Raw genomic sequence first — 16058 nt, 5'->3', positions numbered from 1 at the left:
TTAAAAGATGATAAACCCTCATGTTCCATCGTCAACAAAGCTAGATCTGAAACCGACGTATGGTCGCAGCTCTTTGGGTGCATCGCAGGGCAGTGCTAAGGTGAGTCAATGTCATGTTTATCGATGGGGAGGTGCGGCCGTGCGCAAGAAGACTAGCGAAGTGCTCGAGCAACCTGCTTCAGAGCCGGTTCGACGCAATCCCACGCAGCAACGCAGCCGCGAACGTCAGGAGCGCATTCTTGCCGTGGCAACACAATTGATTGCGACCAAGGGCAGCGATCAGCTGAAAATGAGTGAGATTGCTGAGCGTTCCGAGATTTCCATCGGCTCGCTTTATCAGTATTTCCCCGATAAAAGCTCAATCATTCGCACGCTCGCCGAACGATACAACGCCGAAAGTCGTCGTTGTATCGATGAGGCGCTAAAGGCAGTCGAGGATGGGCCAGGCCTGCAAGCGGCATATTCGGGGTTGCTCGATCTGTATTACGAGATCGTATTGGCGACGCCGGCAATGCGCGACATCTGGTCAGGCATGCAGGCTGACAAGCATCTGTTGGCATTGGAGTTGGAGGAAAGTCGCGTTGCCGGCGAGTTGTTGGCTGAGGCAATACTGCGGGTGTATCCGGACAGTGATGCGCGGCAGGTCCGGGAGTCGGCGTTTCTGATCTGGCATCTGGGCGAATCGACCATGCGCCTGGCCATCGATTGCTCGCCGCAAGAAGGGCGCGGACTGGTCGAGGCGTTCAAGCGCATGTCGTTGCGCGAAATCATGCAGCCAGCAATTGAGTAATCCGCTGCGCTACTTGGCTTTCCAGCTACCACCACCGGTTTCGCAATCGATTTTGGCTTGGGTCAGGTTTTCCGCGTTGTAGTAATACGTCGAAATCTGCGCGTTGGCCGGAATGTTGAGTGCGTTACTGTTCTTGTCTTTGCTTGTGGACTGAGGATTGGCCAGTGACTCCGGCGTCACGGTGCCCAGGCAGGTGGCCTGATAGTGGTCGCTGCATTGGGCGATCTTTTTCTTGGTGCTGCTGAGCATTTCCTTGCTCTCGTTGCTGCATGACCAATCGATCGCGCCCACCGGCATATTTTCGTATTCGTAGCAGCTGTGGGATTCGATCACCGGGACCGAAGGGCTCTGTGAACGCGTGATCACATCGCAGCCTTCAGCGATGGCCAGGGCGGGGCTCAGGCTGGCGATCAGAAGCAGAAGTCTACTGTTCATGCCGATTTCCTCTCCTATAGCGCCCAGTGAATTGATGTTCGGGCCTACAAGGTTGGAAATACAAACGCCTGTCTCGTTCAATCGATTTTCGGATTAACCAGTATCAAACGGCCGCGCCGAATCCGGTCGGCCCGGCCGCCGAAGCTGTCGATTAAACGAAAGGCTGGTCGGTGAAGCCGCGAGGCAGTCTTTGCAGCCCGGGCAGAGCGGTCAGGCGTTCGGTCCAATCCTGGCGCCAGTCAGTCGCGGTCGGGGTAACTTTGGCTTTGCGAGATGCGCGCCGTGCTGCGTTACGCTGGTCTTTGCGCGCTTCTTTATACGCGTCGGTATTTCGACAGCTTCTGCATTTGACACGGTTGAGTTCGCGGGTGGAGGTAAGGTTGTCGCCTTTGTGACCGCAGGCCAGATGCCCGCTGACTTTGAAATGAGTAACCATCAGAACGTCTCCTCGTGACGTGTGATCGTTGGACCCCTCGTGCGCGGTGACGTTCGCTGCTTGCAGTAGCACAAAAAAATCCCAGCGCCTGGCTGGGTTGGAGGGAGCAAGCACAGAACTGACAGACAAGGTCACACTCGGTGACGAAACTGTCGCCGATCATCTGTCTCGCGTCAGGCGGTAGAACGCATTGCGTGCCCGGATCAAATCATCTGAACCGTGGCAGCGGTGGCTCGACAGGTTTGAGCGCCGACAAGGTATTGCGGATCAGCGGCGTGTCCTTTTCGATGTCGTTCAGACGATCGCGAATTCTAAGGGCAGTCGGATGTCCGCCTTGATGATCGACCCAATCGGCGATTTCCTTGCACGCCGCAGCCAAGCGAACCTGGCGGGAATCAAGCAGAGTGAGCAGGGTGGTGATGGACTCTTTTTCGGACATGGGAAACACCTCCGTTGAAGACACCTGGCAGGGCAGTAAAAAGCCCGCTGGGAGCGAGCTGTCTACCGATGGGACACTGATCCTTCAGCTTTCATCAGTATAGACCCGTTAAAGGCACGTGCAGGCTCATCAGCCTTGGCGGGCCGTGACTTGTGACCTGGCATTCAACTGCCGGCAAACATGCCGTGCGTCATCTTCAAGATCGTAGCCGTCACCGATGAAACCGTTGGTTCGAGTATCGGCGATGCGATACCAGACGGCGGCGTCAGGCGGTTGATGAGCTGATTCTCCGGCCCGGCGACCATGAATGATGATCTTGTTGCAGCGCTTCACGACGAATATGTCTTCCATGGCTTCACCGCAGCTGATTCGTGTACAGATCAACTATAGAAGTCATTTGTAATCGTGCAAAAAATAGGCAGGTCAATTCGTCGGTTCAGACGCCAGTTTCTCCAGCAACATGGCCAGGCCGACTTCTTCGGCGCGCAGGCCTTTACGCGTTCTCGGCCGGGGTAGCTCGGCCAATGCGCCCAGCAGAAACCCTTCCAGCACGCCCGGATGGATGTAGCACTTGCGGCATACCGCGGGGGTATTGCCGAGCTGCTTGGCGACGTTTTTCACCATGTCCACCACGTGCCGTTTCGCTTCCGACTCCGGTTGCCATTGCAACTTGCGCAACACCGCCAGCGCCAGGGCGCTGCCGGCCCAGGTGCGGTAGTCCTTGGCGGTGAAGTCGGCACCGGTCAGGGTTTGCAGGTAGGCGTTGACGTCGGCGGAGGTGATGGTGTGTCGCTCGCCGTTTTCATCGAAGTATTGAAAGAGGTTTTGCCCGGGGATTTCCTGGCATTGTTTGATGATCCTCGCCAGTCGCCGGTCCTTCACGGTGATTTGATGTTCGATGCCGCTTTTGCCGCGAAACTGGAACAGGATCGCACTGCCGTTGATCTCCACGTGGCGGCTGCGCAAGGTGGTCAGGCCGTAGGAGCGATTGTCCCGGGCGTATTGGGTGTTGCCGACACGAATCAACGTTGCATCGAGCAAGGTGATGACGGTGGCCATGACCTTGTCGCGGCTGAAGCCCGGCGCGGACAGTAACGTTTCCAGTTGCTTGCGCAGTTTTGGCAGGGCCAGGCCGAAATCCCGCAGGCGCGAGTACTTGTCGCTGTCGCGCACTTCGCGCCAGCGTGGGTGATAGCGGTATTGCTTGCGACCGCGAGCGTCACGGCCGGTGGCCTGTAAGTGTCCGCGCGGGTCGGTGCAGATCCACACGTCGGTGTAGGCAGGCGGCACGGCGAGGGCGTTGATGCGCTGGATTTCGTCCGGCTCGGTAATGCGTTGACCTGCCGGATCGAAATAGCAGAATTTGCCGCGCAGTTTTTTGCGGGTGATGCCCGGCTGGGTGTCATCGACGTAGTGCAGGTCGGAAGGCAGCGCATCGGGCATGGCGATAGTCCTTGGCGTGGGATCAGGGGGCCGTTACAGCCATTGACCCCACGCCGCGGCAGTCGTGCCAGCAAAGTTAGGCGAGTACGGCCACGGCTTTGATTTGCGCCCAGAGTTGCTGGCCCGGATGCACGTTCAACTGATCGCGGGAGAATCGCGTGATCCGCGCCAGCAGCGGCGTGCCCGCAGCGTCCAGGCGCACCAGCACATGGGCGGCGTTGTCGGCGCCCATCTCACTGACCACGGTGACGGGCAAGCGGTTGAGGATGCTGCTGTGTTCAGCGCTGTGCAGGCTCAGGCTGACATCCCGTGCCTGAATCTTGCAGCGCAACGTTTGGCCCGGCGCCATCGGCGTATGAGTCACGCGAATGTTCAGGGCCGTGTCCGGCAGTTGCAGGGTGAGCAACTGGTAGTCGGCGTCATAGGCGCTGACGCGACCTTCGATCACCACGCCAGCGTCATCACCCAACGCCAGCGGCAGGTCGAGGCGCGCCAGTGTCTGGCCGATCGGGCCGCTGGCCAGCGCCTTGCCCTCGCTGAGCAATACGATGTGGTCGGCCAGTTGCGCCACTTCATCCTGGGAATGGCTGACGTACAGCACCGGAATATCCAGCTCATCGTGCAGCCGTTGCAGGTAAGGCAGGATTTCGCTTTTGCGCTTGGAGTCCAGTGCCGCCAGCGGTTCATCCATCAGCAACAGTTTGGGACTGGTGAGCAGGGCGCGAGCGATACCGACACGTTGACGCTCTCCACCGGAAAGATGTTGCGGATGGCGATCCAGCAGATGGCCGATTCCCAGCAGTTCAGTGGCGTGGGCCATGTTGACCCGGCGCTGGTTTTTCGGAATGCGCTTGAGGCCGAACTGCAGGTTGGCCAGCACTGAAAGATGTGGAAACAGACTGGCTTCCTGAAACACGTAACCCAAGGCACGTTTGTGCGGCGCGACGAAAATCTTCTTGTCGCTGTCCTGCCAGACTTCATCGTTGACCTGGATAAATCCCTGATCGGCCCGCTCCAGCCCAGCGATGCAACGCAGGTACGTGGTCTTGCCCGAGCCGGAGTGACCGTACAGCGCCGTGACGCCGCGGCCGGGCAGCTGCAAATCAACATCCAGGGCGAATCCCGAGTAATTCAATTTCAAACGCGTGTGAATCATCGATCAGCTCCAGCCCGCTTTGGTTTTACGGCTGGAGTACAGCGCCAGCAACACCGCAAAAGAGAACACCAGCATCACCCCGGCCAGCCAATGGGCCTGGGCGTATTCCATGGCTTCGACGTGATCGTAGATCTGCACCGAGACCACGCGGGTCTTGTCGGGAATGTTGCCGCCAATCATCAGCACCACGCCGAACTCACCGACGGTATGGGCGAAACCGAGGATGGCGGCGGTGATGAAACCGGGGCGGGCCAGCGGTAGCGTTACGCTGAAGAACGTGTCCCAGGGATTGGCGCGCAAGGTCGCGGCCACTTCCAGCGGGCGAGTGCCAATGGCGGAAAAAGCGTTTTGCAGCGGCTGGACCACGAACGGCATCGAGTACAGCACCGAGCCGATCACCAACCCCGCAAAACTGAAAGTGAGGGTGCCGAGCCCCAGTGATTGGGTGAACTGGCCGACAAACCCGTGAGGGCCGAGCGCCAGCAACAGATAAAAACCGATCACTGTGGGCGGCAGCACCAGGGGCAGGGCGACGATCGCCCCGACCGGGCCGCGCAACCAGGATCGGGTGCGCGAGAGCCATAACGCCAGCGGAGTGCCCACTATCAACAGGATGACGGTCGTCAGGGACGCCAGTTTCAGGGTCAGCCAGATGGCAGAAAAATCGGCACTCGATAGCGACATTTAGATTTGGTAACCGTAGGACTTGATGACAGCCGCCGCTTTCGGCCCCTTGAGGTAGTCAACCAGTGCCTTGGCGGCTGGATTGTCTTTGCCCTTGTTGAGGATGACCGCGTCTTGTTTGATCGGGTCGTGCAGCTCAGCCGGAACGATCCACGCCGAACCGCTGATGATTTTGCCATCTTTGTAGATTTGCGACAGGGCAACGAAGCCCAATTCGGCGTTGCCGGTGGACACGAACTGGTAGGCCTGGGTGATGTTCTGGCCTTCAACGATCTTGTCTTTGACCTTGTCGGTCAAGCCTTGCTTGGCCAGGACTTGGGTCGCCGCCAGGCCATAAGGCGCGGCTTTCGGGTTGGCGATGGACAGGTGTTGGTACTGGTTATCGGCCAGCACTTTGCCCTTGGCATCGACGTAGCCTTCTTTGGCCGACCACAACGCCAGGGTGCCGACGGCGTAGGTGAAGCGAGAGCCCTTGACGGTGTCGCCCTCTTTTTCCAGTTTTTCCGGGGTGGTGTCGTCCGCCGAGAGGAACACTTCGAATGGCGCGCCGTTCTTGATCTGGGTGTAGAACTGACCGGTCGCGCCGAACGAGGTCACCAGTTTGTGGCCGGTGTCCTTTTCGAAATCGGCGGCAATTGCCTGGATCGGCGCAGTGAAGTTGGCAGCGACCGCGACCTGGACTTCGTCCGCGTGGGCAGCACTGAAAGCGAAGGTAGCGATCAGGGCTGCCAGGCAAGTGGGGGCAAAACGTGAGGCACGAATGGTCATGTAACGGCTCCGTGGTAGGCAAGTACAGCAAGGGGGTAAGCGCTATGTATCGAAATATATAGCGAAATGCCTGCAAACGGAATGCGGGAGTTTTTGTAGCAGCCTTCGGCCGCTGCTACAGGGATTTAGCGGTGAAGCAATTTCGCCAAGCCGTCTTCGGCCAGGCGCCGGGTAAGTTCTGCCGTAGTCAACTCGACCCCCAACGTGAAGGCCTGTCCGGCCCAAAGATTGCTGAAGTCGGCTTCGCCCTTCGCGCGCAACGGCATCAGCGCGCCACCGGCGAGTGGGAAAGTGGGTGCCTTGGAACTCATCGGTCCGAGCTCACGCATCACCCGATTGAGAATCCCCCGCGCCGGGCGACCAGTGAAAATGTTGGTGACAGCCGTCTCGCTTTCCTTGGCGGTACGCAACGCCTTGTGATGCGAAGCGCTGACCTTGGCCTCCGGGGTGAACAGATACGCCGTGCCCACTTGCACCGCCGAAGCTCCCAGCATGAACGCCGCCGCCACTCCCCGCGCATCGGCAATACCGCCCGCGGCAATCACCGGCACTTTCACCGCATCGACGACCTGTGGCACCAAGGCGAACGTGCCGACCTGACTACTCAGGTCATCACTGAGAAACATCCCGCGATGGCCGCCCGCTTCGTAGCCCATGGCGATGATCGCGTCGCAGCCATGCTGCTCAAGCCAGATGGCTTCTTCGACCGTGGTGGCCGAGGACAGCACTTTGGCCCCGGTGGCTTTCACTCGATCGAGCAGGGATTTTTCCGGCAGGCCAAAGTGGAAACTCACGACTTGCGGGCGAAACTCTTCGATCACTTCGCAACCCGCGACGTCGAACGGCGCGCGATTGGACACCGGCGTCGGCGCATCGAAGTCGGCGCCCAGTTCCCGATAGTAGGGTTCCAGCAGGTTTTTCCAGTCTTGCGCGCGTTGCTCGTCAACTGGCGGCGGTTGATGGCAGAAGAAATTGACGTTGATCGGCCGCTGGCACTGTTGGCGAATGGTCTTCAGTTCTTCGCGCAACTGCTCGATGCTCAGCATCGCCGCCGGCATGGAACCGAGGCCACCGGCGTTGCTCGCCGCGATGACCATCGAAGAGTTGGTGGCACCGGCCATGGGGCCCTGGATGATCGGCAGTTCGATCCCGAGCAGGTCAAGAATGCGGGTGTCTGGCCATTGACTCATTTTGGGTGTTCTCCGACGTTGAAACCGGGCAGGGCGGCAGGTGCGGATTTGTAGCAGCAATGACTGACCCAAGGCCAGTCATGTTTGCCCCCGATGTTGCCCGTCAGCGTCGATGTAGTTGCCGGTATAGACGTTGTGGACGGCGCCGCGCCGGCCTGCCGCAGCTACGCCGGTGCGCGAGTTGTAGGAGGCGCCGACCTGACCGGCCCCGTTCAGGCGGCATTTCAGGGTCGCGAAAAAAGCATAGCCGCAGGTCATGGAAAAACCCGGCGGATCGGCGAATTGGCTTAAAGTCGAGTACGGTATTTTTTTTGCGATGTGGTATTTAATTCAAACCACAACGGGTGATCCCACCAGGAGGCAGTCATGTTCCAAGGTATTTTGATCGACAAAGACGAAAGCGGTTACCGGGCGACACTGCAACAGATCAATGAAGATCAATTGCCCGAGGGCGATGTGACGGTGCGAGTGGCGTACAGCACGTTGAACTTCAAGGATGGCCTGGCAATCACTGGCAGCAGCCCGGTGGTGCGAAAATTCCCGATGGTGCCGGGGATCGATCTGGCAGGGACTGTCGAAGTCAGCGAGCATCCGGACTACAAGGTCGGTGACAAAGTCCTGCTCAATGGCTGGGGTGTTGGTGAAGGGCATTGGGGTGGTTTGGCGCAGAAAGCCCGCCTCAATGGCGACTGGTTGATTCCATTGCCCGATGCATTCACCGCTGCGCAAGCCATGGCCATCGGCACCGCAGGTTACACGGCGATGCTGTGCATTCTGGCGCTGGAGCACAACGGCGTGACGCCCGAGCAAGGCGAAATCCTGGTCACCGGCGCCAATGGCGGCGTCGGCAGTTTTGCCATCGCACTGTTGAGCCGGTTGGGTTACCGAGTGGTTGCGTCCACCGGCCGCACCTCGGAGCACGACTACCTCAAGCAATTGGGCGCCAGCGAAATCATCGATCGCGCCACGCTTTCCGAACCGGGCAAGCCGCTGGCCAAGGAGCGTTGGGCGGCGGTCATCGATTCGGTTGGCAGCCACACCCTGGCCAACGCCTGTGCCAGCACCAAAGCCAACGGCACTGTCGCGGCGTGCGGTCTGGCGCAGGGCATGGACTTCCCGGCGTCCGTCGCACCGTTCATTTTGCGCGGCGTGACCCTGGCGGGTATCAACAGCGTGACCCAACCGAAGGCCAAACGCGTAGAAGCGTGGAGTCGTCTGGCTCAGGATCTGGATTTCAATCTTCTGCCGCTGATCAGCCACGAAATCGGTTTGAGCGAAGCGATCGAAGCCGCTCCGCGCTTGCTGGCCGGGCAATTGCGCGGACGGGTTGTGGTGGATGTGAATCGCTAAAAAGCAAAGATCGCAGCCTGCGGCAAGCTCCTACACAAGAATGCGTTCCCTGTAGGAGCTGCCGCAGGCTGCGATCTTTTGATTTACTGCGTTTCGCGCTCCAGCAACTGCCGTTTACGCTCCACTCCCCAGCGATACCCCGAAAGATTGCCATCGCTGCGCACCACGCGATGGCAAGGGATCGCCACTGCCAGACTGTTCGCGCCGCAGGCTTGCGCCACGGCGCGAACGGCTTTCGGCGAACCGATGCGCTGCGCGATATCGGCGTAGCTGGCGGTGCTGCCGACAGGAATCTCTTTTAGCGCTTGCCAGACCCGCTCTTGAAACGCCGTACCGCGCACATCCAGTGGCAAGTCAAGGCCGAGGGCCGGGGCCTCGATGAAGCCGACAACCTGCGCGATCAGTTGCTCAAAGTCTTGATCGGCACCAATCAGATTCGCTCGGCGAAACTTGTCCTGCAGGTCGCAGACCAGTTGCTGCGGATCATCACCCAACAGGATCGCGCACACCCCGCGTTCGCTTTGCGCCACCAGAATCGCTCCCAGCGAGCACTGACCGACGGCGAAACGAATGTCGTTGTTCTGCCCGGCAGCACGGTAGTCAGCGGGTTTCATGCCCAGCACCTGATCCGCCGCTTCGTAGAAGCGACTGTTGGAGTTGAAACCGGCATCGTACAAAGCGTCCGTCACCGAAATGCCATCCGCCAGCCGTTCGCGCACCCGGCGGGAGCGATGGGCGGCGGCGTAGCCTTTGGGCGTCAGGCCGGTGACAGCCTTGAACACCCGATGAAAGTGAAAGCTGCTCAGCCCTGCGACTTCAGCGAGCTCGTTCAGCGAAGGCAACGCCTCGGCGGTTTCGATCTGGCGGCAAGCGGCGGCCACGGTGGCGGCGTGTTGCGCGGCGATGTCGCTTTGATCCTTTGCCGTGCGTTTGCTCGGACGATAACCCGCCGCCTGGGCAAGCTCGGCGCTGTCGAAAAATTCGACATTCTGTGGTTTCGGCAAGCGTGACAGGCTGCTGGGATTGCAGTAGACCCCGGTGGTTTTCACCGCGTAGACAAACAGCCCGTCCGCCTGCGGATCGCGAGCGACGACGGCGGCCCAGCGTGGATCGTTTTCGGTGGTGACTTTTTTCGATTGGCTTGTCATGGCTTTACATCCGTTGACCCGTTTGCCGCAGATTAACCACCGGCCAGTACTCCCACACTCCGGCGCTTGCGGTCAAACTCCCGGGTTCATCGCGCAGTCCGAAAAGTGAAGTTGATCCGCTGTTCGCCAAAGCGTGGATGCTGGCCATCCTTGATCGGCAAGACGCCGTGATAACGCAGTCGATCCACGCCGCCCCAGACCACGATATCGCCATGCAGCAACGGCACTCGCTGGCTTTTATCACTGCGTTCGAAGCCACCGAACAGGAACATCGCCGGCAAGCCCAGCGACACCGAAACGATAGGCGCAGCGTAGGATTTTTCGTCTTTGTCCTGATGCAACGACATTTTCGCGCCGGGGACATAGCGGTTGATCAGGCAGGAGTCCGGCACGAAACCGCTGAACCCGGCCTCGCGTGCCGCCGCTTGTGCCAACTCGAAGAAGACGTCGGGCATTGGCGGCCAGGGCAGGCCGGTCTGCGGATCGTTGCGGCTGTAGCGATAACCGCTGCGGTCGGTGGTCCAGCCCCAGGTGCCGCAACTGCTCAGGGCCACCGACATGGTGAAGCCGCCGGGCGTGATCATCTGCCGAAACGGTGCAGCGGCCAGCACCGACTCCAGGGCAGGCAGCAAGCGCTCCAGCCACGGCAGGGCAAAGCCTCGCAAAACGTAGGATTGTTCGCCGATCTGCTCGCGCCGGGGCTGTTGCTCAGGCTCGGCATCGGCAAACAGGTCGAAGGTCGTCGGATTCATGGTGCTCATGACGCGTCGTGAAAGATGATGCCAAGGGTATGCCGTTTTCCGCTGTGCAGGCGACTGACGCCGTGGCGCAGCGTCACTCGATAATAACCGCGCACGCCTTTGACCGGGCGCTGGTTGACCGCGAAGATCAAGCCGTCACCTTTCTTCAGGCCGATGACTTGCGGGCGCGACTGCATTCGCGGGCGTTGCTCGGTCAACACGAACTCGCCACCGGTGAAATCTTCACCCGGCTCTGACAGAAGAATCGCCACTTGCAGCGGGAATACGTGTTCGCCGTACAGGTCCTGATGCAGGCAGTTGTAGTCCTGTGGCCCATATTGCAGCAACAACGGTGTCGGGCGTTGTTGACCTGCGGCATGGCAGCGTTCGAGGAAGTCTTGATGGCTTTCAGGGAACCGGACTGGCAGGTCCATCTGCTCTTGCCAGCGATTGGCAATCGGCACCAGTCGCGGGTAGAGCGCGCTGCGCAGGCGGCCGACGAGACTCGGCAAGGGGTACTTGAAGTACTTGTACTCGCCGCGACCAAAACCGTGGCGGGCCATAATCACCTGCGAACGAAAGGGTTCGGGTTGGGCATACAAGGCGCTGATTTCATCGCAGGCCTTGTGGCTCAACAGAGACGGGATGATCGCGCAGCCGTCCTGATCGAGTTGCTGTTCCAGCAGGGGCCAGTCCAGTCTGTCCAGATATTGTTCACTCATTGCCGGGCCTCACGTTGTTGAGGTGGCGAGTCTAGGAGGCCTTGAGGGTGCCAACACTCCGACACTTGCGGTCGAATTTTCCCAGGGAGCAGACGTCCATGTTGTCGCTCCGGGCGGATGTTACAGCGCTTTGCTGACGCTGATTTCGCTGATCACGTCGTCCTGCCCATGGATGGCGTCCAAGGCTGCCTTGGCTTCTTCGGCAGTGCCGTTTTCGAGTTGGGCGAACTCGAAACGGCGTTCGCCGTTGAGTTTGTATTTGATGACGTACTTGGTCGTTTGAGCCACGGTCATACCTGTCTGTCTGCGTGTGGGGGCGTTACTCAGCTGAGTTTCGTGCTGGAGCGACGGATGATCTTGATCGAGTGAGTCAGGGTCGGCTTGCGGGTCACGCTGATCGCACGACGGTTGACCGTATCGATGGTGATGTTCCAGAAACCGGTGCTCGGCGCGGTAATGCGGGCCGGGAACGTGTCGAACGCGCCGCCGTGGTAAGTGTGGCGGCCGCCATTTTTGAAGCTGCGGAAGTTGGCGTCGTTCATCAAGCGGATGTTGCACATTTGCGAGCATTGAATGACGACGATGTCGTCTTCGTTGAGGTGCTCGCGCTGGTGAATAAATTTCATGGGCGCCTCCAGAAGGGCTTTTTCTACAAAATCAAAACGATAGCAATGGGCGATGGGGCGCAGTTTATCAGCCTCAGCGCGTTATTATCCGGCTGCGGTGAGGCGGTTTGACAATTAAAAACAGTTATTCGGCATTCGAAGCGCAATAAATGCGCTCGTCTTCGGAGAAAAACCGCAATGGCGCTGTCGGAGGGTCTTTATCGGAGGTTTCGTATGAAGTGGGGTGTGTGGGTCCTGCCAGTGGCGTTGGCGACAAGTGGTTGCGCAAGTGTTTCGGAGATCAACGAGTCGCTGCCGACCATGAACGTGATTTCCGGCAAGAAACCCCATGAGTACGCGCAATGCCTGAGCGAAAAACTCGCCGACAGCCGCGGCGCCCTGCAAATCGAACCGCAGAAAGACGGCGTTCGGGTGATCGTGCCGCAGAAGCTCTCATCGGGGCCGGCCGCCGTGTTTGACATCGAAGAGCGCTCCGGCGGCAGCGCGATCAAGCTCCATGAACGCATCTCCAATGTGCCGCTGCGCCCTTGGGATGTGCGCAATGCCGCGACCGCGTGCATTTCCGGCTGATAGACTAGCGATATTCAACACACATGCCGTCAAAGCGCTGCTTTGGCGGCATTGTCATTTCTGGAGTCGGGCATGAAGCGAGAGCGGGTACGGGAGTGCCATGCAGAGGGTCAAATCTGCACCACCCATGTGATTCAGAATCCGGCGAGTTCCGGGGAGTGGATCGTGTTTTTCAAGAAAAGCGCCGGTCGCAGTTTTTTCCTGGTGGATGACAACGACGAAGTCGAATCCTTCACGAGCGTCGACGAATTGATCGAAACCGTGCGCGGCCTCGGGATCAAATTCGCCGAAATCCACATGTAGGGCAGGGCCCCCTACTTGCAGACCACCACCACGCTGCGGTTCTTGTAGTTGCCGACATCGACCCCCAGGGTCTTGTCGCTTTCGGCTGGCGCCGGGCTGCCATCGGTACCTACGATGCGGTAGCCGGTGCCGGCACACGAGGCATCGGCTTTTTCGTAGCAGGTTGCCCAGGAATTGGCTTCTCCGGAGCAATCGATGGCCAGGCCTTGCTCGCCGTTGTTCAGGTAAGTGGTTTCGGACGTCGCGCAGCCACTCAGGGCCAGAACTGCAATCAGTGGCAAAAATCTAGTCATGTGTTTGTCGTCGTCATAGTGGTGGGCAAAGCCTGTGACAGCGCCGCGGGCAAAAGGTTATAGCCAAAGGCCACTTCCTGCACGTATTCGCAAAAAAAAGCCCTGCGCAATGGCAGGGCTGTGGGCGCGTCGGCTGACGTCAGTTCTTGTCCTTGCCGCGGCGCTTGGGCTCCGGGTGTTCAAGCTGCAACACCGATGCCACCTCGATCGCCATCGCTTCGGAAGGGAAAGGCCCGGCGATATTCTCGCCGCCGACGCTGTCTACCCACCACTGGCCGTCTTTCGCCTTGTTGATCAGGTACCCGTTGACGCTTTTTGCTGCCGACATCTATCTGCCTCGTTGGCTGGTTCAAGTGCGCATGATAGCGCCAAACGCACATGGCGGGTGCCGATGGGTGTAGGGTGGTGCGATTGTTGACAATTGATAACCGTGCAAGTCTGCCGGTCTCTGCTATCAATAAGGGGCCGCGCAGCGATCTGCGCTGGCCCGTGCGGAACTATCCGCGAGAATATTTCTCTATGTTGACATCGGTTAGCCAGCGCGGGGCATTGTAAGGTGCACGCCGCCTGATTAGACTGCGCCGAAACTCGTACACACAGCCCTTTCAAGGACTTATATGATCAAGAAATGCTTGTTCCCAGCAGCCGGTTACGGTACTCGCTTCCTGCCAGCGACTAAAGCCATGCCCAAAGAAATGCTGCCGGTGGTAAACAAGCCACTGATCCAGTACGGCGTCGAAGAAGCACTGGATGCCGGTTTGACCGAAATCTCCATCGTCACCGGTCGCGGCAAACGCGCCCTGGAAGACCACTTCGACATCAGCTACGAGCTGGAAAACCAGATCAAAGGCACCGACAAGGAAAAATACCTGGTCGGCATCCGCAAGCTGCTGGACGAGTGCTCGTTCTCCTACACCCGTCAGACCGAAATGAAAGGCCTGGGCCACGCAATCCTGACCGGCCGTCCGCTGATCGGCGACGAACCTTTCGCCGTAGTGCTGGCGGACGACTTGTGCGTCAACCTCGAAGGCGACGGCGTACTGACCCAGATGGTCAAGCTGTACAAGCAGTTCCGCTGCTCGATCGTGGCCATCCAGGAAGTCGATCCGCAAGAGACCAACAAGTACGGCGTGATCGCCGGCGAGATGATCCGCGACGACATCTACCGCGTACACAGCATGGTTGAAAAGCCAAAGCCGGAGGATGCGCCATCGAACCTGGCCATCATCGGCCGCTACATCCTGACCCCGGACATCTTCGATCTGATCGAACAGACCGAACCAGGCAAGGGCGGCGAAATCCAGATCACCGACGCCCTGATGAAACAAGCCCAGAACGGCTGCGTAATGGCCTACAAGTTCAAAGGCAAGCGTTTCGACTGCGGCGGCGCCGAAGGCTACATTGACGCGACCAACTTCTGCTTTGAGAACTTCTACAAGACGGGTAAGGCTTACTAAAGCTTTTGACCTGACAGTATTGAAAAGCCACCTTCGGGTGGCTTTTTCATTTTCCGCCCCAATAACGTTCGCAACGCTTGCCCAACAGACGTCCGCAGGTATGCTGATCGTCTGCCGAGGAGATTGAAAATGGCCTACGATTTTGACCTTTATGTGATTGGTGCCGGTTCTGGTGGTGTGCGGGCTGCGCGGTTTGCAGCGGGTTTCGGGGCGAAAGTGGCCGTGGCCGAGAGTCGCTATCTGGGCGGGACCTGTGTGAACGTTGGCTGCGTGCCGAAAAAACTGCTGGTCTACGGTGCGCACTTTGCCGAGGATTTCGAGCAGGCTTCAGGTTTTGGCTGGACCCTGGACGAGGCGCAGTTCGATTGGCCGACGCTGATCGCCAACAAGGATCGCGAGATCAATCGCCTGAATGGCATCTACCGCAATCTGCTGGTCAACAGCGGCGTGACCTTGCATGAAGGTCACGCCAAGATCGTCGACCCGCATACGGTCGAAATCAATGGTGAGCGTTTCACTGCGAAAAACATCCTGATTGCTACTGGCGGCTGGCCGCAGATCCCGGAGATTCCGGGGCATGAGCATGCGATCAGTTCGAACCAGGCGTTCTTCCTCAAAGAGCTGCCCAAGCGTGTGCTGGTAGTGGGCGGTGGTTACATCGCGGTCGAGTTCGCCGGGATTTTCCATGGCCTGGGCGCGCAGACCACGCTGCTGTATCGCGGTGAGTTGTTCCTGCGCGGTTTCGACGGCGCGGTGCGCAAGCATTTGCAGGAAGAACTGACCAAGCGCGGCATGGACCTGCAATTCAATGCCGACATCGAACGCATCGACAAACAGGCCGACGGCAGCCTGAAAGTCACGCTCAAGGATGGTCGTCAGCTCGAGGCCGATTGCGTGTTCTATGCCACCGGTCGCCGTCCGATGCTGGACAACCTTGGGCTGGAAAACACCGGGGTCAAGCTCGACAAGAAAGGCTTTGTCGAAGTGGATGAGTTGTACCAGACCGCCGAACCGTCGATCCTCGCCCTCGGTGATGTGATCGGGCGCGTGCAGTTGACGCCGGTTGCACTGGCCGAAGGCATGGCAGTGGCACGACGTTTGTTCAAGCCTGAGCAATATCGTCCGGTGGATTACAAGATGATCCCGACGGCGGTGTTCAGCTTGCCGAACATCGGCACCGTTGGCTTGACCGAAGAAGAGGCGCGCGAAGCTGGCCATGAAGTGCAGGTCTACGAAAGCCGCTTCCGGCCGATGAAGCTGACCTTGACCGAATGCCAGGAGCGCACGCTGATGAAGCTGGTGGTGGATGCCAAGACCGACAAGGTGGTGGGTTGCCACATGGTCGGTCCGGATGCCGGTGAAATCGTTCAGGGCCTGGCGATCGCCTTGAAGGCTGGCGCTACCAAGCGCCACTTCGACGAAACCATCGGCGTGCACCCGACGGCCGCCGAAGAGTTCGTCACCATGCGCACGCCTGTCGCTGGTTAATCGTCACTCGTTGCGTCTGA

The 16058-nt window shown here is 59.1% G+C and carries 23 protein-coding genes; 6 read left to right on the top strand and 17 right to left on the bottom strand.

Annotation, left to right across the window (positions count from 1 at the left end):
* The first annotated feature begins 139 nt into the window (after nucleotides 1–139).
* A complete protein-coding gene (locus ACM110_RS06470; protein ID WP_416127290.1) occupies nucleotides 140–790 on the top strand; it encodes a TetR family transcriptional regulator in 651 nt (216 codons plus the stop codon).
* 9 nt (nucleotides 791–799) lie between these two features.
* Here the strand turns inward: ACM110_RS06470 and ACM110_RS06465 are convergent, their stop codons facing one another.
* From ACM110_RS06465 to ACM110_RS06420, 10 genes are all read right to left on the bottom strand, one after another.
* On the bottom strand, nucleotides 800–1225 hold the full coding sequence (locus tag ACM110_RS06465) for a hypothetical protein (RefSeq protein WP_416127102.1): 426 nt from the start codon (nucleotides 1223–1225) through the stop codon (nucleotides 800–802).
* Nucleotides 1226–1376: 151 nt separating this feature from the next.
* The gene (locus ACM110_RS06460) at nucleotides 1377–1661 is read right to left on the bottom strand and encodes a hypothetical protein (protein WP_416127101.1); all 285 of its coding nucleotides are present in this window, start codon (nucleotides 1659–1661) and stop codon (nucleotides 1377–1379) included.
* A 208-nt stretch (nucleotides 1662–1869) separates the two neighbouring features.
* Nucleotides 1870–2100, bottom strand: coding sequence for a hypothetical protein (locus ACM110_RS06455; RefSeq protein ID WP_338580556.1), 231 nt, complete (start codon nucleotides 2098–2100; stop codon nucleotides 1870–1872).
* 129 nt (nucleotides 2101–2229) lie between these two features.
* A complete protein-coding gene (locus ACM110_RS06450) occupies nucleotides 2230–2451 on the bottom strand; it encodes a hypothetical protein (protein WP_338580557.1) in 222 nt (73 codons plus the stop codon).
* A gap of 72 nt (nucleotides 2452–2523) precedes the next feature.
* The gene (locus ACM110_RS06445; RefSeq protein ID WP_416127100.1) at nucleotides 2524–3543 is read right to left on the bottom strand and encodes a DNA topoisomerase IB; all 1020 of its coding nucleotides are present in this window, start codon (nucleotides 3541–3543) and stop codon (nucleotides 2524–2526) included.
* Nucleotides 3544–3619: 76 nt separating this feature from the next.
* Nucleotides 3620–4699, bottom strand: a complete 1080-nt coding sequence (gene modC, locus ACM110_RS06440; protein ID WP_416127099.1) for a molybdenum ABC transporter ATP-binding protein — start codon at nucleotides 4697–4699, stop codon at nucleotides 3620–3622.
* A 3-nt stretch (nucleotides 4700–4702) separates the two neighbouring features.
* Nucleotides 4703–5383 carry a molybdate ABC transporter permease subunit gene (modB, locus tag ACM110_RS06435; protein ID WP_416127098.1) on the bottom strand — a complete coding sequence of 227 codons (681 nt, stop codon included), beginning with the start codon at nucleotides 5381–5383 and terminating at the stop codon, nucleotides 4703–4705.
* Nucleotides 5384–6151 (bottom strand): molybdate ABC transporter substrate-binding protein, encoded by a 768-nt coding sequence (gene modA / locus ACM110_RS06430; RefSeq protein WP_416127097.1) that lies wholly within the window; start codon nucleotides 6149–6151, stop codon nucleotides 5384–5386.
* Nucleotides 6152–6276: 125 nt separating this feature from the next.
* Nucleotides 6277–7341 (bottom strand): NAD(P)H-dependent flavin oxidoreductase, encoded by a 1065-nt coding sequence (locus tag ACM110_RS06425; protein ID WP_416127096.1) that lies wholly within the window; start codon nucleotides 7339–7341, stop codon nucleotides 6277–6279.
* 78 nt (nucleotides 7342–7419) lie between these two features.
* Nucleotides 7420–7599 carry a hypothetical protein gene (locus ACM110_RS06420; RefSeq protein ID WP_416127095.1) on the bottom strand — a complete coding sequence of 60 codons (180 nt, stop codon included), beginning with the start codon at nucleotides 7597–7599 and terminating at the stop codon, nucleotides 7420–7422.
* A gap of 108 nt (nucleotides 7600–7707) precedes the next feature.
* Here ACM110_RS06420 and ACM110_RS06415 point away from each other — a divergent pair, with 108 nt between their 5' ends.
* Nucleotides 7708–8691 (top strand): MDR family oxidoreductase, encoded by a 984-nt coding sequence (locus ACM110_RS06415; RefSeq protein WP_416127094.1) that lies wholly within the window; start codon nucleotides 7708–7710, stop codon nucleotides 8689–8691.
* Nucleotides 8692–8774: 83 nt separating this feature from the next.
* Here the strand turns inward: ACM110_RS06415 and ada are convergent, their stop codons facing one another.
* From ada to ACM110_RS06390, 5 genes are all read right to left on the bottom strand, one after another.
* Nucleotides 8775–9839, bottom strand: a complete 1065-nt coding sequence (gene ada, locus ACM110_RS06410) for a bifunctional DNA-binding transcriptional regulator/O6-methylguanine-DNA methyltransferase Ada (RefSeq protein WP_416127093.1) — start codon at nucleotides 9837–9839, stop codon at nucleotides 8775–8777.
* Nucleotides 9840–9925: 86 nt separating this feature from the next.
* Nucleotides 9926–10591, bottom strand: coding sequence for a DNA oxidative demethylase AlkB (alkB, locus tag ACM110_RS06405; protein ID WP_416127289.1), 666 nt, complete (start codon nucleotides 10589–10591; stop codon nucleotides 9926–9928).
* 5 nt (nucleotides 10592–10596) lie between these two features.
* Nucleotides 10597–11301 (bottom strand): 2OG-Fe(II) oxygenase, encoded by a 705-nt coding sequence (locus tag ACM110_RS06400; protein WP_416127092.1) that lies wholly within the window; start codon nucleotides 11299–11301, stop codon nucleotides 10597–10599.
* Between the two features lie 120 nt (nucleotides 11302–11421).
* Nucleotides 11422–11595: a hypothetical protein gene (locus tag ACM110_RS06395; protein WP_191630475.1), complete on the bottom strand. Its 174-nt coding sequence runs from the start codon at nucleotides 11593–11595 to the stop codon at nucleotides 11422–11424.
* A 29-nt stretch (nucleotides 11596–11624) separates the two neighbouring features.
* Nucleotides 11625–11927 carry a DUF1883 domain-containing protein gene (locus ACM110_RS06390; protein WP_007912251.1) on the bottom strand — a complete coding sequence of 101 codons (303 nt, stop codon included), beginning with the start codon at nucleotides 11925–11927 and terminating at the stop codon, nucleotides 11625–11627.
* Between the two features lie 213 nt (nucleotides 11928–12140).
* On the opposite strand from ACM110_RS06390, the gene ACM110_RS06385 reads away from it, so the two are divergent.
* A complete protein-coding gene (locus ACM110_RS06385) occupies nucleotides 12141–12497 on the top strand; it encodes a hypothetical protein (protein WP_416127091.1) in 357 nt (118 codons plus the stop codon).
* A gap of 72 nt (nucleotides 12498–12569) precedes the next feature.
* Nucleotides 12570–12800 (top strand): hypothetical protein, encoded by a 231-nt coding sequence (locus ACM110_RS06380; protein WP_416127090.1) that lies wholly within the window; start codon nucleotides 12570–12572, stop codon nucleotides 12798–12800.
* An 11-nt stretch (nucleotides 12801–12811) separates the two neighbouring features.
* On the opposite strand, the gene ACM110_RS06375 is transcribed toward ACM110_RS06380, so the two are convergent.
* Together ACM110_RS06375 and ACM110_RS06370 are read right to left on the bottom strand one after the other, a co-directional pair.
* Complete coding sequence (locus tag ACM110_RS06375; protein WP_338580574.1) at nucleotides 12812–13093, bottom strand: hypothetical protein; 282 nt, start codon at nucleotides 13091–13093, stop codon at nucleotides 12812–12814.
* Between the two features lie 139 nt (nucleotides 13094–13232).
* The gene (locus ACM110_RS06370; RefSeq protein WP_053160755.1) at nucleotides 13233–13421 is read right to left on the bottom strand and encodes a hypothetical protein; all 189 of its coding nucleotides are present in this window, start codon (nucleotides 13419–13421) and stop codon (nucleotides 13233–13235) included.
* A 289-nt stretch (nucleotides 13422–13710) separates the two neighbouring features.
* Between ACM110_RS06370 and galU the strand changes: the two genes are divergently transcribed.
* The gene (gene galU, locus ACM110_RS06365; protein ID WP_003182953.1) at nucleotides 13711–14550 is read left to right on the top strand and encodes a UTP--glucose-1-phosphate uridylyltransferase GalU; all 840 of its coding nucleotides are present in this window, start codon (nucleotides 13711–13713) and stop codon (nucleotides 14548–14550) included.
* A 129-nt stretch (nucleotides 14551–14679) separates the two neighbouring features.
* Nucleotides 14680–16038: a glutathione-disulfide reductase gene (gorA, locus tag ACM110_RS06360; protein ID WP_416127089.1), complete on the top strand. Its 1359-nt coding sequence runs from the start codon at nucleotides 14680–14682 to the stop codon at nucleotides 16036–16038.
* Nucleotides 16039–16058: the final 20 nt, after the last annotated feature.

Origin of the sequence: Pseudomonas sp. NFX98 (assembly GCF_047784845.1) — a bacterium.
Classification (GTDB): domain Bacteria; phylum Pseudomonadota; class Gammaproteobacteria; order Pseudomonadales; family Pseudomonadaceae; genus Aquipseudomonas.
Note: the sequence above shows the minus strand (reverse complement) of the source record. Positions and strands in the feature narration are given on the sequence as shown.